The sequence below is a fragment of the uncultured Streptococcus sp. genome, from assembly GCF_963528215.1.
Taxonomy (GTDB): Bacteria; Bacillota; Bacilli; order Lactobacillales; family Streptococcaceae; genus Streptococcus.
In genome coordinates, this window is the sequence record NZ_CAURVL010000013.1 from 16944 (window position 1) to 38110 (window position 21167).

Genomic DNA, 21167 nt, shown 5'->3' on the forward strand with positions numbered 1-21167 from the left:
ATTATCTTAGCCTAATCCTTTACTTTTTTATAAGCTGTATTAAATTTCATAGCCCATTAAGATTCCGCCTTCCTCAGCGTAGAAGCTGCAGAGTCCTGAAGTTGGCACCGTTTCGATTTGAGCTTGGGGATACTTTTCTTGTATCAGCTGACTAAATTGCTGGCAGAACTTTTCGTTATTGCGGTGAGCGATGATGAGTCGGCCACCCTTGTAACCAGCTTTGAGTAGCTCTTCGATTGCAGAAGCAAGAGCCTTTTTCGGACCGCGTGCCTTTTGCAGAAGCTCTAACGTGCCGGTCTGGCTAGCTTCACCGACCATGCGTATATTGAGCAAGCCGACAACGGTTCCCAGAAGTTTGCTAAGTCTACCGTTTTTGACCAAGTTATCTACCTTTGCCAGAACGAAGAGAAGCTTGGTTTTCTCTTGATAGCGACTAATGACTTCAACGACTTCATCAAAGCTGAGATCTTGCTGAATGAGTTCATTGAGTTTAGTCACAAGCAAGTCCACCTCTCCGCCAGCAGAAAGACTATCAATGACATGAATCTGTGCGTCAGGATGTTCTTCCAAAAAGATTTTCTTAGCAACCTGTGCACTATTATTGCTGCCAGATAGAGTTCCAGTGATAGTCACCACAAAGATCTTATCAGCTCCCTCAAAGCTTTTGAGATAGTCATCTGGACTAGGGCAGGCAGACTTTGAAGCAGCAGAAGAAGCATACATCTTCTCCATCATCAGGTCAATTTCAAGTTGCTTATCATCTACAAAGATTTCATTTTCCACTTGAATGGTCAAGGGAACACTTTCAAATTGAGTGTCTTTGGCCAAGTTTGCCATTTCACGAAAGTCACAGCCAGAGTCAGCTATAATTTTCCAAGTCATATTTTTCTCCTTTTTTGTCAAGTATGTACAATAAAAAAATTGACAAAAAACCTGTCTTTTTTTAAAATTATAACATGAAGGATGCTTACTAGAAAGCGGAAACTGTCAGCTGAGACAAGAGGGAAGAAATTGTTATGTCGGAAAAGAAAATATCGGAAAAATCACTCGCGAATTTAAAGAAATACAATCAGGAATCCAATCAAATCACGAGAGAGTCTCTGGAAATTTCTCTCATGCAGCTGTTGGAGAAGAAAGAACTCAAAAAAATCACGATTTCAGAGCTGGTTGAGCGAGCTGGAGTTTCCCGCGCTGCCTTTTACCGCAACTACAGCTCTAAGGAGCAGATTCTTGAAGAAATTTTCAAAAACACTGTTCAAGGTATTACGGATAAATTGGAAGAGTTTAACTTTAAAACTGAGATGTATCAGATTTGGCTTTTTCTTTTTAAGGAAGCCAAGAAAGAAGCTCGAGTTATCAGTCTAGCCATTGACTATAATTTTGAAAAGCTGCTGACTCAGGCCGTATTTGACTTTTTGGAAAAGCGCAATCGCAATGCTAAGAAAACGACTAATTCTTACATGAATTCCTTCTGGAGTTCGGCAGTTGTTTCCGTTCTTTCCAAGTGGATTAAGGACGGGATGAAGGTTCCAGCTGAAAAAATAGCTTCTTTAGGCCTACCTCTTTTCCCGCAGAAAAAGAAAATCAAATAAAAACAAGTGAGTCATTAAGGCTCGCTTGTTTTTAGCTTCTGTAAGAAGTTGGTCAGTTCTTTTTGATTTCTTAATTCGTAGAATTTCTGAGGAAAAGTTTGTCGGATTCTCTTATATCTTGCCAGTGCAGTCTGACGCCGTCCGTTCCAGAGGACCCAGCAGATAAACTCCCAGTCAAACTTTTCGGGGCAGCCGGGAGCCATGCTTTCTCTGGTTCGATTACGGTATTTTAGATAGCGTTTGAAAGCTCGATAAAGGCAGTTCCAGCGAGAGAAGTTTAGAAAGATGATTTGGTCGGCTTCTGCCATCCGACGTTCATAAAAACACCAAGAGTAGTTGCCGTCAATGATCCAGTCGGTATTTTTTGACAAAAAAATATCCATCTGTTCACTCATCCAATCACGGTCGCTATCCTTCCAGTCGGGTTGGAACTGCAATGTATCCATGTGAAGTTTGGGAATGGAGTAGTGGTTGGACAGTTGTGCTGCTAGAGTGGATTTGCCAGAACCGGAATAACCAATAATTGCTATTTTCATCCCTACCTCCTTTATGTGAGAAACAAAAAAAGCTCCTGAGAGCTCCCTTTGTATGCATTATTTAGCAAGTTTAGCTGAAAGGCGTGCTTTATCGCGGCTTGCTTTGTTTTTGTGGATCAAACCTTTTGTTTCTGCTTTATCGATAGCTGAACTAGCAGCACGGAAAAGTTCTTCAGATGGGTTTGCTTCAAATGCTTTGATTGCAGTACGCATAGCTGACTTTTGAGCTGAGTTTTTTTCGTTATGTTTCACGTTCAATTCAGCGCGTTTGATAGCTGATTTAATGTTTGCCAAGTTGTTTCACCTCCATTGAAAATACTAACTATCTAATTATATATGAAAAGTTAGGATTTGACAAGCTTTTTTATTTTTTTAAGTAAATTTCATCAATTTCATGATTTACAGCTTTGTGCAGGATAATTTCTGCCCGATTGCGGGTTGGCTCAATGTAGTCTAGCAGGTTGACAAGGTTAATGCTTTTCCAGACATTATGGGCGAAGGTTACTACTTCCTCTTCTGATTGCGTGGTGAAGCGGTGGTAGTAGTTTTTTGGGTCGTTTTCAGCCAACGTCAGCATTTTTTTAAAGCGATCCAGATACCAGTTTTCAATATTTTCGACTTCTGCATCGACATAAATTGAAAAGTCAAAAAAGTCTGTCATATAGAGGCGCTCGTTCTGTGGATTCTGGAAAACATTAATCCCTTCGACAATAACAAAGTCGGCTGCCTTTACCTCTTGCATTTCTTGAGGAACGATATCGTAAGTCTCATGCGAGTAGACAGGAATTTGGAAATCCTGTCCGTTTTTTATGCTATCCAGAAAGGAAAGAAGCAGTTCCATATTATAGCTTTCTGGGAAACCCTTGCGGTTTAAAATGTCATGATCTTCCAAGGTTTTGTTCGGAAATAAAAAACCATCTGTGGTAACTAGCTCGACTGTCGCATTTGAAAAAGTTCTAGAAAGCAGAATCTGCAGCAACCGGCTGGTGGTGGATTTCCCAACGGCCACACTGCCAGAAACTCCGATGATAAAGGGCTGTTTCCGGCTCTCTTTTTGTAGAAAAATCCCCTTGGAAAAAGCCAAGTCTTCCTTAGAACGTTTATAAATTTGAATGAGATTGGTCAAGGGGAGGTAAATGTCCGTCACGTCCTGCAAGCTAATCTTGTCATTGAAACTCTTGATAGAGTTAAGCTCGGCCTGGGTCAGAGGCGGAGTTGTTTTACGATGCAGGTTTTGCCAAGTATGGCGGCTGATTTTTTCAAAATGAAGAAATTCGTTAGTCATAAGTTGCTCCTGTATGATGGACTTTAGTATAACATACTTTTTGGAGAAATGAAAACGATTTACAAATCTAGGAAAATTATGATAAAATGGTTGTATGACTAAAATGTATTTTGCAGAAAATCCTGATGCCAAACATGATATTCATGAATTAAATGTAGAACTGTTAGGACAGCGGCTAACTTTTTTGACAGATGCTGGTGTCTTCAGTAAAAAGATGATTGATTATGGCAGTCGGGTTCTTTTGTCTGTCTTAGACTTTGAAGCTGAAGAACGGGTGCTGGATGTTGGCTGTGGCTATGGCCCATTAGGTTTGACCTTAGCCAAAGCGCACGGAGTGGCTGCGACCATGGTAGATATCAACCAGCGGGCCTTGGACTTGGCTCAGAAGAATGCTGAGAGGAATCAGGTATCTGCTCATATCTTCCAGTCAAATGTTTATGAAAAGGTCAGTGGCATTTTCGACCATATTATCAGTAATCCGCCTATTCGTGCTGGTAAGCAAGTCGTGCACGAAGTCATCGGCGGAAGCTATGAGCATTTGATAGAAGGCGGTGATTTGACCCTTGTGATTCAGAAAAAGCAGGGAGCACCCAGTGCCAAGTCGAAGATGGAAGCTGTTTTTGGAAACTGTGAGATTGTTAAGAAAGACAAAGGCTACTATATACTAAGGAGCGAAAAATAGGATGCGTGCTGTAGATATTATCCAAAAGAAAAGAGATGGTCTTGAACTGACCAGTCAGGAAATCCAGTGGCTGATTGAGGGCTATGTGGATGGGACTGTGCCAGACTATCAGATGGCAGCCTTTGCGATGGCTGTCTATTTTAAGGGCATGACGACTTGGGAAATTTCGGATTTAACCATGACCATGGTTGGAACTGGAGAGCAGTTTGACCTGTCAGAAATCGCGGGAATAAAAGTAGATAAACATTCTACTGGCGGTGTTGGTGATAAGGTAACTCTGGTCTTGGTACCTCTGGTGGCTAGTTTCGGTGTTCCCGTTGCTAAAATGAGCGGCCGTGGGCTGGGCCATACTGGAGGAACCATTGATAAATTGGAATCCATTAAAGGATTTCAGGTAGAGCGTAGTCAGAAAGACTTTATCAAGCAGGTGCAGGAAATCGGCCTATCTGTAATCGGTCAGTCAGATCAGTTGGTGTTGGCGGATAAGCTACTCTATGCCTTGCGCGATGTCACTGCAACAGTTGATACCATTCCATTGATAGCCAGCTCTGTCATGAGTAAGAAAATTGCAGCTGGTGCCGATAGCATCCTTCTGGATGTGACGGTTGGTGAAGGCGCCTTTATGAAAAATCTGGATGATGCTCGTGTCCTAGCACGTACCATGGTGGATTTGGGCAAGGCTGTCGGCAGAAAAACAGTTGCAGTTTTGACAGATATGAGTCAGCCTTTGGGAACCAGCATCGGTAATCGGCTGGAAATTTTGGAAGCCTTGGATATCTTGCAGGGCAAGGGCCGTGAAGACATCACAACTTTTATTTGTGAGTTGGCTCAGATTATGCTTGGACTGGCAGATGTTGAGAAAACGGTGGAAGAAGTGAGAGAACAGCTGACCAACGGTGCTGCCTTGAAGCAATTTGAAGCTATGGTTGCAGCCCAGGGTGGCGAGTTGGAAGATCTCTATCGTCCATCAAGTGCAGCTTATATTGTAGATGTGAAAGCAGAACAGGCAGGTTATATCACTGAACTGCCTGCTATGGAATTCGGCCTCTTTGCCATGAGACTTGGAGCAGGACGGGCAGTTAAATCTGACGACTTAGATTATGAAACAGGAATTGTTTTCGAAAAGAAAGTCGGAGACAAGGTCGAAATTGGAGAAGTTTTCGCAAAAATTTATTCAAATGAAAAAATTTCTCAAGAACTAGTTACAGATTTTCAAAAAAATGTTAAAATAGGTGATGAAAGCGTTGCAGTAAGCGAGATTATCGAGGTTATTGCTTAATTCTAGGAGAAGCCAACATGAAATTAAACAAATACATAGACCATACGCTTTTAAAACCTGAAGCGTCAGAAGAGCAGATTCTGAAGTTAATTGAAGAAGCAAAAGTTTATGATTTTGCCAGTATCTGTGTCAATCCAACCTGGATAGAGTTTGCTGCGGAGCAGCTGAAAGACTCAGACGTCAAGGTTTGTGTGCCAATTGGTTTTCCTTTAGGAGCCAACACTTCCGATGTGAAAGCTTTTGAAACGCAGGACGCAATTCAAAAGGGTGCGGGCGAAGTGGATATGGTCATCAATGTCGGCGCTCTGAAGTCTAAAGATTATGATTTGGTAGAGCGAGACATCCGTGCGGTTGTAGAAGCTGCTAACGGTACCTTGGTCAAGGTAATTCTGGAAACTTGCTTGCTGACAGATGAGGAAAAGGTTAAGGCTTGCCAATTAGCTCAGAAAGCTGGAGCTGATTTTGTTAAGACCTCTACAGGATTTTCAACTGGAGGTGCGACAGTCGAAGATGTTGCCCTCATGAGAAAAACAGTTGGTCCAGACATGGGGGTTAAGGCTTCTGGCGGTGCTCGTTCTTACGAAGATGCTCAGGCCTTTATTGAAGCTGGTGCGACTCGGATCGGAACTTCGGCCGGTGTGGCTATTATGAAGGGAGAAGAATCCAGTGGCGACTACTGAGTTGATTGACTTGGCTGTTCAAGCCAGCAAAAATGCTTATGTTCCCTATTCTCATTTCCCGATTGGAGCAGTTTTGGTCGCTAAAGACGGACGGGTATTTACCGGCGTTAACGTTGAAAATGCCAGTTTTGGCTTGACCAACTGCGGAGAGCGGACAGCTATATTTAAGGCAGTTTCAGAAGGAGCGTTAGACTTCGAGGAGTTGATTGTCTATGGTGAGACGGAAAAACCCATATCACCCTGCGGTGCTTGCCGCCAAGTAATGGCAGAATTTTTTGCTGAAGATCTAAAAGTGACCTTGGTCGCTAAAGATAAATCGACGGTCGTGATGACGGTCAAGGAATTACTTCCATATTCTTTTACAGATTTAACATAAGTCTGTTATCGGTCATCTGACCAAACTCAAACTTGCAACTGTGTTGCACATCTTAATTAGGAGGTTCAGAAATGAACAAAAAACAATGGCTAGGTCTTGGTCTAGTAACTGTCGCAGCAATCGGACTTGCTGCATGTGGAAACCGTGCTTCTCGCTCAGATTCTTCAGATGCGAAAACTGACTTGAAAGCTGCTATCGTAACAGATACTGGCGGTGTTGATGATAAATCATTTAACCAGTCAGCTTGGGAAGGTTTGCAAGCTTGGGGTAAAGAAAACGGTCTTTCAAAAGACAATGGTTACACTTACTACCAATCTAATGATGAGTCTCAGTACGCAAACAACCTGAATCAAGCTGCTACAGATGGTTACAAGCTAGTATTTGGTATCGGATTTGCCCTTCGTGATGCGGTTGAATCTGCTGCCAAAGATAACACAGAAATCAATTATGTTATTATCGATGATGTTATCGAAGGACAAAAGAATGTTGCTTCAGCTGTCTTTGCTGATAATGAAGCTGCTTACCTTGCTGGTGTTGCTGCTGCAAAAACTACTAAGACAAAACAAGTTGGTTTCGTAGGTGGTATAGAAGGCGCAGTTATCACACGTTTTGAAAAAGGTTTCGAAGCTGGTGTGAAATCAGTTGATCCATCTATCAAGATTCAAGTAGACTATGCTGGCTCATTCGGCGATGCTGCTAAAGGTAAGACAATTGCTGCTGCTCAATATGCTGCAGGTGCAGATGTGGTTTATCAAGTTGCTGGTGGAACTGGTGCTGGAGTATTTAACGAAGCTAAGTCAATCAACGAAACAAGAAATGAAGATGAAAAAGTTTGGGTACTTGGTGTTGACCGTGACCAAACTGAAGAAGGTAAATACAAGTCTAAAGATGGTAAAGAATCTAACTTTGTTTTGGCATCAAGCTTGAAACAAGTTGGTAAGACTGTCCAAGACATTGCTAACCAAACTGCCAAAGGTAAATTCCCAGGCGGTAAAACTACAACCTTCGGTCTGAAAGACGGTGGAGTTGACTTGACAACTACAAACCTGTCGGAAGATACTAAAAAGGCTGTTGAAGAAGCGAAAGCAAAAATCCTTGACGGCAGCATCACTGTTCCTGACAAATAAAACAATTTAAGAGCGATCCGACCGTGCAGGGTCGCTTCTTTTTGAAATTGAGACGCCTTTGTATCAATAGAATTTATTAGCACAAGTAGTGCCAGTTACTTTTATTGAAATATAATGAAATTCTGGAAAGGAAAGAGCCATGACACATGAAAATGTCATTGAAATGCGAGAAATTACCAAAATTTTTGGTGAATTTGTAGCCAATGATAAAATCAATTTGGAACTCAGAAAAGGTGAAATTCACGCTCTTTTGGGAGAAAATGGTGCCGGCAAGTCAACCTTGATGAATATGCTGGCTGGCCTGCTTGAACCGACCAGCGGTGAGATTGTAGTGAATGGAAAGTCAGTTAAGCTGGACTCTCCATCAAAGGCGGCCTCACTTGGTATCGGGATGGTGCACCAGCACTTTATGCTTGTTGAAGCATTTACTGTTGCTGAAAATATCATCCTTGGAAGTGAAATCACAAAAAATGGTGTGTTGGACTTGAAAGGTGCGACTAAAGAAATCAAGGAACTTTCTGAGAAATACGGCTTGGCAGTTGATCCATCTGCTAAGGTTGAAGATATTTCTGTCGGTGCCCAGCAGCGGGTTGAGATTCTGAAAACTCTTTATCGTGGGGCGGACATTCTCATCTTTGACGAGCCGACAGCCGTTCTGACGCCAGCTGAGATCGATGAATTGATGAAAATCATGAAGAATCTCGTCAAAGAAGGAAAATCTATCATTCTCATCACTCACAAATTGGATGAGATTCGGGCAGTTTCTGACCGAGTAACGGTTATTCGTCGCGGAAAATCCATTGAAACAGTTGAAATCGCTGGTGCAACTAACCAAGATTTGGCTGAAATGATGGTGGGACGGGCTGTTTCCTTCAAGACTGTGAAAGAGCCAGCTAATCCTCAAGAAACTGTCTTGTCAATAAAAAATCTTGTTGTTGAAGAAAACCGTGGTGTTCCAGCTGTTAAGGGACTTTCTCTTGATGTCCGAGCTGGTGAGATTGTTGGTATTGCTGGTATTGACGGCAATGGTCAAACCGAGCTGATTCAGGCTATTACAGGACTTAGAAAAGCTAGCTCTGGCGAGATTACAATTAAGAACCAGTCTATTATTGGTAAGCAGCCGCGGCAGATAACTGAAATGAAAGTCAGCCACGTTCCTGAAGACCGCCACCGTGATGGTTTAGTCCTGGCAATGTCCATTTCTGAAAATATTGCTTTACAGACTTACTATAAAGAACCGCTCAGTAAAAATGGAATCCTGAATTACGGTAACATTTATTCTTACGCACGCAAGTTGATGGATGAATTTGATGTTAGGGCGGCTAGCGAATATGTACCTGCTTCAGCTCTTTCAGGAGGAAACCAGCAGAAAGCTATCATTGCTCGGGAAGTGGACCGTGATCCAGACCTTCTGATTGTCAGTCAGCCAACTCGCGGACTTGATGTTGGGGCGATTGAATACATCCATAAACGCCTGATTGAAGCGCGGACTCAAGGCAAGGCTGTTCTCGTTGTCAGCTTTGAGCTAGATGAAATCCTCAATGTTTCTGATAGAATCGCAGTTATCCATGATGGTAAGATTCAGGGGATTGTAAATCCAGAGGAAACCAATAAGCAAGAGCTTGGTATTCTCATGGCCGGCGGTAAGATCCAGAAGGGAGAATCAAATGTCTAAGAAATCACAAAAGATTGCAGTTCCCTTAATCTCAGTTGTTCTCGGGATTTTATTGGGAGCGGTTGTCATGCTCATCTTTGGTTATGATGCACTCTGGGGATATGAATCCCTTTTTAAAACAGCTTTTGGTTCGTTGAGAAGTTTGGGTGAAATTTCTCGTGCAATGGGACCTCTGATTCTCATCGGTTTGGGCTTTGCTGTAGCTAGCCGGGCTGGATTCTTTAATGTCGGACTTCCAGGGCAGGCCTTGGCTGGCTGGATTATGGCTGGTTGGTTTGCACTTTCCTTCCCTAATTTACCTCGTCCGCTGATGTTATTAGCTACTGTAGTCATTGCAGCAGCAGCTGGTGGTGTTATCGGCGCTATTCCAGGAATTCTGCGTGCTTATCTGGGAACAAGTGAAGTCATCGTAACCATTATGATGAACTATATTGTTCTCTTTGTTGGAAATGCTGTTATTCATAGTTTCCCTAAATCTGTGATGCAGAGTATTGACTCTAGTAAGCGTGTTTCTGCTAATGCGATTTATCAAACAGAGTGGTTGAGAAGTCTTACATCTAACTCTCGGATGAATATCGGTATCTTCTTTGCCTTGATTGCAGTAGTGGTTATTTGGTATTTGCTTAAGAAAACAACACTTGGTTTTGAAATTCGTGCTGTAGGGCTTAATCCAAATGCATCCGAGTATGCAGGGATGTCATCTAAGCGTACCATCATTGTGTCTATGATTATCTCCGGAGCTCTTGCAGGACTTGGAGGAGTAGTAGAAGGACTTGGAACTTATCAGAATGTCTTTGTTCAAGGAAGTTCCTTGAGTGTTGGTTTCAATGGTATGGCGGTAAGTCTTTTGGCAGCCAATTCTCCAATTGGAATTCTCTTTGCAGCCTTCCTCTTTGCAGTTCTGAGTGTTGGTGCTCCAGGTATGAACGTGGCTCAGATTCCAACAGAACTTGTAAACATCGTAACAGCTTCTATCATCTTCTTTGTCAGCGCCCACTATCTGATTGAGCGTATGACAGGTATGACGATCTTTGATTTCCTTAAAAATCGTCGGCAGGAAGCTAAAAAAGTGAAGGAGGGAAACTAGGATGAATATTGTAACGGTATTAGGTTTATTAGTATCATCTATGCTGATTTATGCGGCTCCCTTGATTTTCACAAGTATTGGCGGAGCCTACTCTGAGCATGCTGGTGTGGTTAATGTCGGCTTGGAAGGAATCATGGTTATGGGAGCTTTTACAGGCGTTCTCTTTAACCTGACTTTCGAGAAGAGCTTGGGTAGTGCGACTCCATGGCTTTCATTGATTGCTGCTGGTTTAGTCGGAGTTGTCTTCTCTCTTATCCATGCTGTTGCGACCATTACCTTCCGTGCGGACCATGTTGTGAGTGGTACAGTGCTGAACTTGCTAGCGCCAGCCTTGGCGATTTTCCTTGTTAAAGCTATTTATAACAAGGGACAAACAGATAATATTCAGCGTTCATTCGGGAAGTTTAATTTCCCTGTCCTATCTGATATTCCAGTCTTGGGAGACATTTTCTTCAAGCATACAAGCTTGGTTGGTTATCTTGCCATTGCTTTCTCTTTCCTTGCTTGGTTTGTCATGTTTAAGACTAAATTCGGACTGCGTCTTCGTTCAGTCGGAGAGCATCCGCAGGCAGCAGATACCTTGGGAATCAATGTTTACCTCATGCGTTATTGCGGTGTCATGATCTCTGGTCTACTCGGTGGTATTGGTGGAGCTATCTATGCTCAGTCAATCTCAGTAAACTTTGCTGTGACAACTATCGTAGGTCCTGGATTTATCGCCTTGGCGGCTATGATCTTTGGTAAATGGAGCCCTATTGGTGCCATGTTGGCTAGTCTCTTCTTTGGGGCATCTCAAAGTTTGGCCGTAATCGGGAACCAGTTGCCATTGCTTTCAAGCGTTCCAAAGGTTTATCTGCAGATTGCGCCTTACGTATTGACGATTGTAGTCCTTGCGGCATTCTTCGGTAAAGCTGTTGCTCCGAAAGCGGATGGTATCAACTATATCAAGTCTAAATAAACCTTTACACCAGTTCTTTGCAACTGGTGTTTTTTTGGTGATTGAAAGAAGTTATAATCATAGGGATTGAAAAAGCCTGCTTCGTCTGAAGCGGGCTTTTTAAGATTAGTTTGTTGCGATTTCATTTAGCAGGTCTTCTGCAGTGGTGGTCGGGTTAACGCGAACGCGATTGAGTGTGAGCAAGCCATTGGATAGGGAAGCTAGTCCGTTATTGGTTGTCAGTCCCATCTTGTAGCCAAGGCTTTCAGCAATCTGCAAGGTTGCATCACTGTATCGTCCAGATGGATAGGCAACGGTGGTTGTGGTTTGAGACAGATTTTTATCTAAGTAAGACTTGGAGTCTTTTAACTCAATTTTTTGTTGGTCTTCTGTCGTTGCTGAGAGGTCGGGATGGTTGACGGTATGGTCTTCAAGGGACATGCCTTTGTCCTTCATTTCCTTTATCTCATCCAGTGTCAGCATATCTTCACGACCCGCTTGAACAAATCCAGTAATGACATTATTGGTTGCTTTCATGTCATATTTCTGGAGAAGTGGAAAGGCATTAGTGTAGAAATCCTTTAAACTATCATCGAAGGTCAGCCAGACGACTTTTTTGTTTTCTGGCAAGACATTCTCCGTCAGGACTTTGTATGCTTCAGCTGGTGTCAGAGGGTAGTAGCCTGCGTCTTTCAAAGCTTTCAGATGACTTTCAAATGTGGCTGGATCTACAATCAAACCGGCATTAGCTGCTTCTGATGGGTCCATGACGTGAATGGCATGATACATCAAGATAGGAACTTGGACTGGCTGGTCTTGCTTAACCCATTTAATCTTGTCTTTACTGTTGTCATCCGAAGTTGTCTTTTTTTCCCGAGTCGGTGCTGACGAAGTTTTAGATGAAGTATTGACCTGGTTCGTTGACACATTATTAGCTTCTTTTTGATTGTGCGAGTTTTGCAGCTTGGCTAGTAAAGAAAAGCCACCTACAATCAGGACAAGAAAAAGTAATAAACTCGTTAAAGAAAGCAAAATAGCTCTTTTTCTAGCTTTGCGTTGCTGCATGCGATTTCCTCGGTGTTTTCCTGTCATAATATCTCCTTTTTTAAAAAAATTACAATTCCTTGCGGAAATTTACATCTATTATAACAAATAAAGAAGTAGTTTTGTAGGCATTTTTATATAATTTTGTTATAATATTTTTTATACAAGAAATTTTCAAGGAGTGCTTCATGTCTATAAAAATAGCTTTACTTGGTTTTGGAACAGTGGCCAGCGGTGTGCCTTTTTTGCTGAAAGAAAACGGAGAAAAAATCGTTCAAGCAGCTCATTCAGAGATTGAGGTTGCTAAAGTTTTGGTCAAAGATGATGATGAAAAAAATCGTCTTTTAGCAGCTGGAAATGACTTTAATTTTGTAACAAATGTTGAAGAAATTCTGAAGGATCCTGAGATTACCATCGTTGTAGAATTGATGGGACGGATTGAGCCGGCGAAAACGTTCATCACTCGTGCTCTTGAAGCTGGCAAACATGTGGCAACGGCCAATAAGGATTTGCTGGCTGTTCACGGAGCAGAGTTGCTGGAAATTGCTCAAAAGCAAAATGTGGCTCTCTACTATGAAGCAGCTGTTGCCGGCGGAATTCCAATCCTCCGTACCTTGGTTAATTCATTGGCTTCTGACAAAATCACTCGTATCTTGGGTGTGGTTAATGGGACCTCTAATTTTATGATGACCAAGATGGTGGAAGAGGGTTGGTCTTATGAAGACGCTCTTGCTGAAGCACAACGCCTTGGCTTTGCTGAAAGCGACCCAACCAATGACGTAGATGGCATTGATGCGGCTTACAAGATGGTGATTCTTAGCCAGTTCGCCTTTGGTATGAATGTTAAATTTGAAGATGTGAGCCATCAGGGAATTCGAAATATCACACCAGAGGATGTGGCTGTTGCTCAAGATCTGGGCTATGTAGTCAAGCTGGTTGGTTCTATCGAAGAAACGGCATCGGGTATTGCAGCAGAAGTAGCTCCAACATTTCTGCCTAAAGCGCATCCTTTGGCTAGTGTCAATGGGGTGATGAATGCTGTCTTTGTTGAGTCCATCGGTATCGGAGAATCCATGTACTACGGACCAGGAGCAGGTCAAAAACCAACCGCAACTAGTGTTGTGGCAGATATTGTCCGTATCAGCCGCCGTTTGAATGAAGGAACAGTTGGCAAGGCCTTTAATGAATTCAGCCGTGAGCTTGTGCTAGCTAAGCCAGAAGATGTGAAGAGCAGCTATTACTTCTCTATCTTGGCACCTGATTCTAAAGGTCAAGTTCTGCATTTGGCTGAGATTTTCAATGCTGAGGATGTTTCCTTTAAGCAGATTCTGCAGGAAGGTACAGATGGTGAGAAGGCTCGCGTGGTGATTATTACTCATGCGGTCAGCAAGACACAGCTGGAAAATGTCACTGCTAAGCTTAAAGAAGTTGCTGAGTTCGACTTGCTCAACACCTTCAAAGTATTAGGAGATTAAGATGAAAATTATTGTACCGGCGACCAGTGCCAATATTGGTCCTGGCTTTGACTCCGTTGGAGTGGCCCTGTCAAAATATCTGGAAATTGAAGTTTTGGAAGAAAGTCAGGAGTGGGTGATTGAGCATGACCTCAATCCGAGAATTCCTAAGGACCGACGCAATTTACTGGTTAAGATTGCCCTGCAGTTAGCTCCAGATATTCAGCCGCGTCGTTTAAAAATGACCAGTGATATTCCATTGGCTCGTGGACTTGGGTCTTCTAGCTCGGTCATTGTAGCTGGGATTGAATTGGCCAACCAGTTGGCTCATCTTAATTTGTCGGATTATCAGAAGCTGAAAATCGCTACAAAGATTGAAGGACATCCTGACAATGTTGCGCCGGCGATTTATGGTAATTTGGTCGTATCTAGCTCATCTAGAAATCAGGTGTCTGCTGTGGTAGCGGACTTTCCGGATGCAGACTTCATCGCCTATATCCCAGACTATGAGCTTCGGACGGTTGAGAGCCGCCAAGTCTTACCAAATCGGCTTTCTTACAAGGAAGCTGTTGCGGCCAGCTCCATTGCCAATGTTGCGATTGCTGCTCTTTTAAAAGGTGATATGAAAATCGCTGGTCGGGCTATCGAGTCTGATTTGTTCCACGAAAAATACCGTCAGCCTTTGATCAAGGAATTTTCAGATATTAAGTTCTTAGCCAGAAAAAAAGGCTCTTATGCAACCTATATCTCAGGAGCGGGACCGACTGTTATGGTCTTATCGCCTAAGCACAAGACGGAGATGATTTATCAGCTTCTGCAAAAACAGAATTTCAAGGGGCAAATCTTCCGGCTTCAGGTGGATACTGAGGGTGTCCGGGTAGAAAAATAAATCATCAAGAGGTTTTCAATGAACCTCTTTTTTCTTTTTGTAAAATAAGGATTTGATATCCCTATCTTTTTATACCTAACTGTGCTATAATGGGTCTAGCTTAAAGGAGGATAATTCACTTTATGGATCATTTAGAATTACAGGCTCTAGCGACTGAGCTAGGCTTACAGTTTGATGAATTTTCGTCTCTTGTCTTCGGACAGATAGAAGGTTACACGCTCTATATTGAGCCCACAGAGCAAAGAAAGCAATATAGGATTTGTTTTTCTGTTAAGGCTGGCGATGCTTTTACTGCGCCAAATGCCTTTGATGATTTGATTAAAAACTCAGAGGTTCTAACCAGTAGCCAACTGAATCACTATAAGCTAGTACTTTATGCTAAAGCCAAAACCAATGAAGCTCTTGCACAAGCTGTTCAAGAAGCACTTGTCTTTTTCAAGGAAAGAGGCTTTGTAAATGTTTGTGAGCAGAGTGGTGAGCCTGGGCAGATTGATGTCTATCAATTGGGAGGAAATATCCTGATTTTGTCACGACAAAGCTTTGAAAGTCTGAGTTCAGGTCTTTCGCTGGAAAATCAGATCTATGATAATCAAAAAGAAAGTATCGTTGGTGGTATTGTCGGTGCTTTTGTCGGAAGTCTCATTGGAGGAGCGGTGATCTTGTTGATTGCACAGATGAACTATGTGGCTGTTGCTGGAGGATTGGCCATGGGTTACTGTACTATCAAAGGGTATGAGTTGCTGGGTAAAAAACTATCTAAAGCAGGTATTGCTATTAGTATCGTGTTTATGGTCTTGGTGACTTTCTTAGTCAATCAGTTTGACTATGCTTTGTTACTTGTTCGAGAATATCCAGACGCGAATGTATTTGATGCCTTTTCAGCTGTTAACGAATCAATTTTTAATGGAATTATCCCAGATAACTATTGGTTCAACTTGATCTTGCTATATGTTTTCACTGGAGCGGGAGCTTTCGGTGCCATCAGGAATGCTCTTTCTACTCAAACACAACGTTTTGCTACTAGGCAATTATAATCATTAAAAAGCTGACCTTTCTCAGCTTTTTCTTTGTAATCTATCGTAAATGCCATAGATTTTTGATATAATAGAGTGTATTTTGTTTACATAAAAGAGAGAAAATCATGCAAAAACTAGAGAAATTAAAAACCGAATTAGAAGGAATCGACATTCGCTTCAATGAGCCTTTGAGTCAATACACCTACACAAAGGTCGGAGGCGGAGCTGATTTCTTAGTTTTCCCCCGCAATCGTTATGAGCTGGCTCGCATTGTTAATTTTGCCAATCAAGAAGACATTCCTTGGATGGTGCTGGGAAATGCTAGTAACATCATTGTGCGAGACGGCGGTATCCGAGGTTTCGTTATTATGTTTGACAAGCTCAACAATGTAGCGGTAGATGGCTATATGATTGAGGCAGAGGCCGGAGCTAATCTAATTCAGACAACCCATATCGCCCTGCAGAATAGTCTGACTGGCTTTGAGTTTGCCTGTGGCATTCCTGGTAGCGTCGGCGGAGCTGTCTTTATGAACGCTGGGGCATATGGCGGCGAGATTGCTCATGTTTTGGTGTCTTGCAAGGTACTGACTCCTCAGGGCCAAGTCAAAACGCTGGATGTTCGGGATATGAAGTTTGGCTATCGTCACTCACTAGTTCAGGAAACAGGCGACATTGTTATTTCTGCTAAGTTTGCTCTTTCTCCTGGTGTTCACAGAACTATTCGTCAGGAAATGGATCGTTTAACCCATCTGCGAGAACTAAAGCAGCCTTTGGAATATCCATCCTGCGGCTCTGTTTTCAAGCGTCCTTTGGGTCACTTTGCTGGTCAGCTGATTAGCGAAGCAGGTCTCAAAGGTCATCGTATCGGCGGTGTAGAGGTATCAGAGAAACATGCTGGCTTTATGATTAACGTTGATAAAGGAACGGCTCAAGATTATGAAAATCTTATCGCTCATGTGATTGAAAGAGTGCGGGAAAATTCAGGTATTACTCTGGAGCGCGAAGTCCGCATCATTGGTGAATCTCTGTAAGACAGATTGATTTCCAGTAGAAGTATGCTGGATCAGGAACTGCAGCTGGCTGCAACTTAGTAAGGGGGTGAAAGCCTATCGACACGGAATTTATAAAGGGCCTTTACAGCCCTCACGAGGTAGCAGCGGTCTGACAGAACCCTTAATCTGTTAATACGAGAAAGAAGGAATTTATGACAATTGAAAAAACCAATCATCGAGTTTAAAAACGTTTCAAAAGTTTTTGAAGATAATAATACTGTCGTTCTGAAAGATATTAATTTCGAGCTGGAAGAAGGAAAGTTCTATACTTTGCTGGGGTCTTCTGGTTCAGGAAAATCAACGATTCTGAACATTATTGCCGGTCTTTTGGACGCGACAGACGGGGATATTTTTCTTGATGGCGTCCGCATCAATGATATTCCGACTAATAAAAGAGATGTTCACACGGTCTTTCAGTCCTATGCACTGTTTCCGCATATGAATGTTTTTGAAAATGTGGCCTTTCCACTGCGTCTGCGCAAGGTTGACAAAAAAGAAATTCAAGAGCGAGTTGCAAAAGTGCTGAAAATGGTTCAGCTGGAAGGTTTTGAGCGCCGTTCTATTCGCAAACTGTCGGGCGGTCAGCGCCAGCGTGTAGCCATCGCGCGGGCAATCATTAATCAGCCGCGGGTTGTCTTGCTGGATGAGCCGCTTTCTGCTCTGGATTTGAAGCTGCGCACGGACATGCAGTATGAGCTGCGGGAATTGCAGCAGCGTCTGGGTATTACCTTTGTCTTTGTCACGCACGACCAAGAGGAAGCTTTGGCTATGAGTGACTGGATTTTCGTTATGAATGACGGCGAGATTGTTCAGTCAGGAACGCCTGTTGATATTTATGACGAGCCCATTAACCACTTTGTCGCAACCTTCATTGGCGAGTCCAATATTCTGCCTGGTAAGATGATTGAAGACTATCTGGTTGAGTTTAACGGCAAGCGCTTTGAAGCAGTGGATGGTGGGATGCGGCCAAATGAATCTGTTGAAGTGGTGATTCGGCCGGAGGACTTGCGGATCACTCTGCCAGAAGAAGGCAAGCTGCAGGTTAAGGTCGACACACAGCTTTTCCGTGGTGTCCACTATGAGATCATCGCTTATGATGAGCTTGGCAATGAATGGATGATTCACTCGACTCGTAAGGCCATTGTCGGAGAAGAAATCGGTCTGCATTTCGAGCCTGAGGATATCCACATCATGCGTCTCAATGAAACAGAAGAAGAATTCGATGCCCGTATCGAAGAATATGTAGAAGTAGAAGAGCAAGAAGCGGGTCTGATCAATGCTATTGAGGAGGAACGCGATGAAGAAAACAACCTCTAATCTTTTTCTCTTGCCTTACCTGCTCTGGATTTTCCTTTTTGTCTTGGCACCTGTTGTCATGATTATCTGGAAATCCTTCTTTAACATTGAAGGCCAGTTTACGCTGGAAAATTACCAGACCTACTTTACATCGCAGAACTGGACCTATCTCAAGATGAGTCTGAACTCGGTCCTTTATGCAGGGATTATTACTGTCGCAACCCTGCTGATTTCCTATCCGACCGCATTCTTTTTGACTCAGCTCAAGCACAAGCAGCTCTGGCTGATGCTGATTGTCCTGCCGACCTGGATTAATCTCCTGCTCAAAGCTTATGCTTTCATTGGTATTTTCGGCCAGAATGGCTCAATTAATCAATTTCTGACCTTTATCGGAGTAGGGCCGCAGCAGATTCTCTTTACGGACTTTTCATTTATCTTTGTAGCCAGCTATATCGAGCTGCCTTTTATGATTCTGCCCATTTTCAATGTTCTGGATGATTTGGATCCAAATCTTATCAATGCCAGCTATGACTTGGGAGCGAATCGCTGGGAGACTTTTCGTCGGGTTGTTTTCCCTTTGTCATTGAATGGTGTCAGAAGTGGAGTGCAGTCGGTCTTTATCCCAAGTCTCAGTCTCTTCATGCTGACCCGCTTAATTGGTGGTAATCGAGTGATTACTCTGGGGACAGCCATTGAGCAGCACTTCCTGACTACTCAAAACTGGGGCATGGGCTCTACTATCGGAGTGGTACTGATTGTTGCTATGCTCTTTACCATGTGGGCAACCAAGGAAAGGAGAGGGCGATGAAAAAAATTGCAAATCTCTATTTAGCCTTTGTCTTTTTGGTGCTCTATATACCCATCTTTTACCTGATTGCTTATGCCTTTAACGCTGGGGAAGACATGAATCGTTTTACAGGATTCAGTCTCAGTCATTTTCAAAATCTTTTTGAGGATTCACGTCTGATTCTGATTTTGGTCCAGACTTTCTTTCTGGCTTTCCTGTCTTCGTTGATTGCGACTTTGATTGGAACTTTTGGAGCCATCTATATCTATCAAGCCCGCAAGAAATATCAGGATGCCTTTCTGTCTATCAACAATATTCTTATGGTGGCACCGGATGTCATGATTGGGGCCAGTTTTCTGATTCTCTTTACTACTGCAAAGTTCCAGCTGGGCTTCCTGTCAGTGCTGGCTAGCCATGTGGCCTTTTCTATTCCGATTGTGGTGCTGATGATTCTTCCGCGTCTGAAGGAAATGAATGATGATATGATTAAGGCTGCCTATGACCTAGGAGCCAGCCAGTTGCAAATGCTGAAAGAAATCATGCTGCCTTATCTGACTCCAGCCATTATCGCTGGCTACTTCATGGCTTTTACCTATTCGCTAGATGACTTTGCTGTGACCTTCTTCGTTACAGGCAATGGCTTCTCGACTCTGTCTGTTGAGATTTACTCCCGCGCTCGGCAGGGGATTTCTCTAGAAATTAATGCCCTATCAGCCTTGGTCTTTCTCTTCAGCATTGCTTTGGTAATTGGGTATTACTTTATCACCCGTGAGAAGGAGGAGACCGTATGAGAAAGCTCTATTCATTTTTAGCGGGGATTCTGCTGATTATCTTAGTCTTGTGGGGTGTTAGTTACCAGATTGAAAGTCGGACGCAGAGCAAGGAGAGCGATAAACTGGTCATTTATAACTGGGGTGACTATATCGATCCTGAGCTGCTGACTGAGTTTACTAAGGAAACCGGTGTCCAAATCCAGTACGATACCTTTGACTCCAATGAAGCCATGTATACGAAAGTGAAGCAGGGCGGCACAACCTACGACATCGCCATCCCCAGTGAATATATGATTGCCAAGATGATGAAGGAAGGCTTGGTGGAGAAACTAGATCATAGTCAGATTAAAGGTTTGGAAAATATCGGATCTGACTTTTTAGACCAGCCTTTCGATCCAGGAAATCAGTACTCGATTCCTTATTTTTGGGGAACGCTGGGCATTGTCTACAATGAAAAAATGGTTGATAAAGCTCCTGAGCATTGGAATGATCTCTGGCGACCTGAATACAAAAACTCTATCATGATGATTGATGGAGCCCGCGAAGTCATGGGAATTGGTCTGAACTCGGATGGCCATAGTCTCAACTCCAAAGATGCAAATCAGTTGCAGGAGGCTGTCGACAAGCTCTACACTCTGACGCCAAACATCAAGGCCATTGTGGCCGATGAGATGAAAGGATACATGATTCAGAACAATGCAGCTATCGGTGTGACCTTTTCTGGTGAGGCTCGGCAGATGCTGGAAGCCAATGAAGACTTACGCTATGTCGTACCAACAGAAGCCAGCAATCTTTGGTTTGACAATATCGTCATTCCAAAAACCGTCAAAAATAAAAAAGCGGCCTATCAGTTTATTAACTTTATGCTGAGACCGGAGAATGCTTATAAAAATGCCCTTTATGTTGGTTATTCGACACCAAATCTTCCTGCCAAGGCCATGTTGCCTAAGGAAATTCAGGAAGATGAGGCCTTTTATCCGACTGAGGAAACGATGAAACATCTGGAAGTTTATGAGCAGTTGGGCCCTAAATGGCTGGGGACCTACAACGACCTCTATCTTCAAGTCAAGATGTATCGGAAGTGATCATCAAACAAGTTTGCTTGATGAATACAAAAAAACGCCTGGCTCAATGAGCTGGGCGTTTTCTGCTTGCTTAATTTGAAGCTTCTGTTTGAGTATTGGTTGCAGTGTCTTGACTCTGGCTAGAAGCGGTAGTGTCGCCTGCTGCTGTATCTGTCGCAGAACTGGATGCACTAGTCTCAACAGCTGCTGTATCACTGCTGGAAGCTGCTGTATCAGTTGCAGTTGTTGAAGCAGGGCTGCTTGTTTCTTTTTCAATTTCCTTGATAATAGTCGTCGTTGCAGTTGAGCTGCTGGTATCAGTTTTTGATTTTTCATCCTTTTGGCCGGTCAGATTCATAATCGTGATGCTGGCAATGATGATAGACAAGATACTGGCAACCGTTGCAATGGTCTTTTGGAAGGCTGAAAGACCTGTTTTAATATGCTGTTTAGTAGGTTTTTTAGATGATTTTGTCTTGTTTTTATTACTGCGAGAATAGTTTTCCATGCTTGCAAGAATCTCCTTTTAAAATTTC

General features: G+C 42.9%; 23 protein-coding genes. 17 read left to right on the top strand and 6 right to left on the bottom strand.

The features are described 5' to 3' along the window. Positions 1 to 39: 39 nt before the first annotated feature. Positions 40 to 882 carry a DegV family protein gene (locus RWS24_RS06605; RefSeq protein ID WP_314366223.1) on the bottom strand — a complete coding sequence of 281 codons (843 nt, stop codon included), beginning with the start codon at positions 880 to 882 and terminating at the stop codon, positions 40 to 42. 134 nt (positions 883 to 1016) lie between these two features. Between RWS24_RS06605 and RWS24_RS06610 the strand changes: the two genes are divergently transcribed. Continuing rightward, positions 1017 to 1592, top strand: coding sequence for a TetR/AcrR family transcriptional regulator (locus RWS24_RS06610; protein WP_002895666.1), 576 nt, complete (start codon positions 1017 to 1019; stop codon positions 1590 to 1592). Positions 1593 to 1606: 14 nt separating this feature from the next. On the opposite strand, the gene RWS24_RS06615 is transcribed toward RWS24_RS06610, so the two are convergent. The 3 genes from RWS24_RS06615 to coaA all read right to left on the bottom strand — a co-directional run bounded on the left by RWS24_RS06615 (position 1607) and on the right by coaA (position 3413). Continuing rightward, positions 1607 to 2128 carry a DNA topology modulation protein gene (locus RWS24_RS06615; RefSeq protein ID WP_314366226.1) on the bottom strand — a complete coding sequence of 174 codons (522 nt, stop codon included), beginning with the start codon at positions 2126 to 2128 and terminating at the stop codon, positions 1607 to 1609. Positions 2129 to 2185: 57 nt separating this feature from the next. Then, positions 2186 to 2422, bottom strand: a complete 237-nt coding sequence (gene rpsT / locus RWS24_RS06620) for a 30S ribosomal protein S20 (protein ID WP_002895661.1) — start codon at positions 2420 to 2422, stop codon at positions 2186 to 2188. Positions 2423 to 2492: 70 nt separating this feature from the next. After that, positions 2493 to 3413 (bottom strand): type I pantothenate kinase, encoded by a 921-nt coding sequence (coaA, locus tag RWS24_RS06625; RefSeq protein WP_314366228.1) that lies wholly within the window; start codon positions 3411 to 3413, stop codon positions 2493 to 2495. Between the two features lie 94 nt (positions 3414 to 3507). On the opposite strand from coaA, the gene RWS24_RS06630 reads away from it, so the two are divergent. From RWS24_RS06630 to RWS24_RS06665, 8 genes are all read left to right on the top strand, one after another. Beyond that, positions 3508 to 4095, top strand: a complete 588-nt coding sequence (locus RWS24_RS06630) for a class I SAM-dependent methyltransferase (protein WP_314366230.1) — start codon at positions 3508 to 3510, stop codon at positions 4093 to 4095. Position 4096: 1 nt separating this feature from the next. After that, the gene (locus RWS24_RS06635) at positions 4097 to 5374 is read left to right on the top strand and encodes a pyrimidine-nucleoside phosphorylase (RefSeq protein ID WP_314366231.1); all 1278 of its coding nucleotides are present in this window, start codon (positions 4097 to 4099) and stop codon (positions 5372 to 5374) included. A gap of 17 nt (positions 5375 to 5391) precedes the next feature. Further along, complete coding sequence (gene deoC / locus RWS24_RS06640) at positions 5392 to 6054, top strand: deoxyribose-phosphate aldolase (RefSeq protein WP_314366232.1); 663 nt, start codon at positions 5392 to 5394, stop codon at positions 6052 to 6054. Next, on the top strand, positions 6041 to 6430 hold the full coding sequence (locus RWS24_RS06645; protein ID WP_002906685.1) for a cytidine deaminase: 390 nt from the start codon (positions 6041 to 6043) through the stop codon (positions 6428 to 6430). The genes deoC and RWS24_RS06645 overlap by 14 nt, the downstream gene beginning before the upstream one ends. A 71-nt stretch (positions 6431 to 6501) precedes the next feature. Then, on the top strand, positions 6502 to 7557 hold the full coding sequence (locus RWS24_RS06650) for a BMP family protein (protein WP_002895645.1): 1056 nt from the start codon (positions 6502 to 6504) through the stop codon (positions 7555 to 7557). Between the two features lie 139 nt (positions 7558 to 7696). Next, complete coding sequence (locus tag RWS24_RS06655; protein WP_314366233.1) at positions 7697 to 9232, top strand: ABC transporter ATP-binding protein; 1536 nt, start codon at positions 7697 to 7699, stop codon at positions 9230 to 9232. Further along, positions 9225 to 10319 (top strand): ABC transporter permease, encoded by a 1095-nt coding sequence (locus tag RWS24_RS06660; RefSeq protein ID WP_072073878.1) that lies wholly within the window; start codon positions 9225 to 9227, stop codon positions 10317 to 10319. Before RWS24_RS06655 ends, RWS24_RS06660 begins: the two co-directional genes overlap by 8 nt. A gap of 1 nt (position 10320) precedes the next feature. Continuing rightward, positions 10321 to 11277: an ABC transporter permease gene (locus tag RWS24_RS06665; protein ID WP_314366236.1), complete on the top strand. Its 957-nt coding sequence runs from the start codon at positions 10321 to 10323 to the stop codon at positions 11275 to 11277. Positions 11278 to 11382: 105 nt separating this feature from the next. Here RWS24_RS06665 and RWS24_RS06670 read toward each other — a convergent pair whose 3' ends face one another. Continuing rightward, positions 11383 to 12348 (bottom strand): polysaccharide deacetylase family protein, encoded by a 966-nt coding sequence (locus RWS24_RS06670; RefSeq protein WP_314366237.1) that lies wholly within the window; start codon positions 12346 to 12348, stop codon positions 11383 to 11385. Between the two features lie 140 nt (positions 12349 to 12488). Here RWS24_RS06670 and RWS24_RS06675 point away from each other — a divergent pair, with 140 nt between their 5' ends. From RWS24_RS06675 to RWS24_RS06710, 8 genes are all read left to right on the top strand, one after another. After that, the gene (locus RWS24_RS06675) at positions 12489 to 13775 is read left to right on the top strand and encodes a homoserine dehydrogenase (protein WP_314366239.1); all 1287 of its coding nucleotides are present in this window, start codon (positions 12489 to 12491) and stop codon (positions 13773 to 13775) included. Position 13776: 1 nt separating this feature from the next. Beyond that, positions 13777 to 14643 carry a homoserine kinase gene (gene thrB, locus RWS24_RS06680; RefSeq protein WP_314366241.1) on the top strand — a complete coding sequence of 289 codons (867 nt, stop codon included), beginning with the start codon at positions 13777 to 13779 and terminating at the stop codon, positions 14641 to 14643. Between the two features lie 122 nt (positions 14644 to 14765). Continuing rightward, on the top strand, positions 14766 to 15677 hold the full coding sequence (locus tag RWS24_RS06685; protein WP_314366243.1) for a hypothetical protein: 912 nt from the start codon (positions 14766 to 14768) through the stop codon (positions 15675 to 15677). Between the two features lie 107 nt (positions 15678 to 15784). Next, the gene (gene murB / locus RWS24_RS06690) at positions 15785 to 16690 is read left to right on the top strand and encodes a UDP-N-acetylmuramate dehydrogenase (RefSeq protein WP_314366245.1); all 906 of its coding nucleotides are present in this window, start codon (positions 15785 to 15787) and stop codon (positions 16688 to 16690) included. A gap of 180 nt (positions 16691 to 16870) precedes the next feature. Beyond that, entirely contained in the window at positions 16871 to 18028 is a 1158-nt protein-coding gene (locus tag RWS24_RS06695; protein WP_223311349.1) for an ABC transporter ATP-binding protein, read from the top strand. Further along, positions 18009 to 18815, top strand: coding sequence for an ABC transporter permease (locus tag RWS24_RS06700; protein ID WP_314366247.1), 807 nt, complete (start codon positions 18009 to 18011; stop codon positions 18813 to 18815). The genes RWS24_RS06695 and RWS24_RS06700 overlap by 20 nt, the downstream gene beginning before the upstream one ends. Continuing rightward, positions 18812 to 19585, top strand: a complete 774-nt coding sequence (locus RWS24_RS06705; RefSeq protein WP_002900472.1) for an ABC transporter permease — start codon at positions 18812 to 18814, stop codon at positions 19583 to 19585. Before RWS24_RS06700 ends, RWS24_RS06705 begins: the two co-directional genes overlap by 4 nt. Further along, the gene (locus RWS24_RS06710; RefSeq protein WP_061595209.1) at positions 19582 to 20652 is read left to right on the top strand and encodes an ABC transporter substrate-binding protein; all 1071 of its coding nucleotides are present in this window, start codon (positions 19582 to 19584) and stop codon (positions 20650 to 20652) included. The genes RWS24_RS06705 and RWS24_RS06710 overlap by 4 nt, the downstream gene beginning before the upstream one ends. Before the next feature lie 70 nt (positions 20653 to 20722). Here the strand turns inward: RWS24_RS06710 and RWS24_RS06715 are convergent, their stop codons facing one another. Continuing rightward, positions 20723 to 21139, bottom strand: coding sequence for a DUF6556 family protein (locus tag RWS24_RS06715; protein WP_125337395.1), 417 nt, complete (start codon positions 21137 to 21139; stop codon positions 20723 to 20725). Between the last annotated feature and the right edge of the window lie 28 nt (positions 21140 to 21167).